Source organism: Pseudoalteromonas sp. S3260 (assembly GCF_005886925.1).
In the GTDB taxonomy this organism is placed as follows: domain Bacteria; phylum Pseudomonadota; class Gammaproteobacteria; order Enterobacterales; family Alteromonadaceae; genus Pseudoalteromonas; species Pseudoalteromonas tetraodonis.
Window position 1 is genome coordinate 1 of record NZ_PNCV01000195.1, and the last position, 300, is coordinate 300.

A 300-nucleotide genomic window follows, 5' to 3' on the forward strand; every position below is an offset into this window, starting at 1 on the left:
ATTGGCTTAACTGTATGGCCTGCCTCTTTCGCTTTTCTTGCCCAATAATGCGTGCCACCACATGACTCCATCGCCACTAATGACTGCTTTTCTGACGCCAATAATTGAAGTAGCTTTTGTCGCGATACTTCTTTGTTGTATATAACCTGTCGATCTTGACCTATTTTACAAACTTGATAATTATTTTTTGCTAAATCAATCGCAATAACGTTAAGATTCATCATGTATGGACTCCTTTAGTAAAAGTTTTGTCACTTATTACGTTACCCCTCGATGGGAGGGGAGTCCATACATCTCGGT

The 300-nt window shown here is 39.7% G+C and carries 1 pseudogene; it reads right to left on the reverse strand.

Annotated elements, in window-relative coordinates:
- A pseudogene (locus CWC14_RS18135) lies at nucleotides 1–224 on the reverse strand (IS110 family transposase); the annotation flags it as partial.
- Between the last annotated feature and the right edge of the window lie 76 nt (nucleotides 225–300).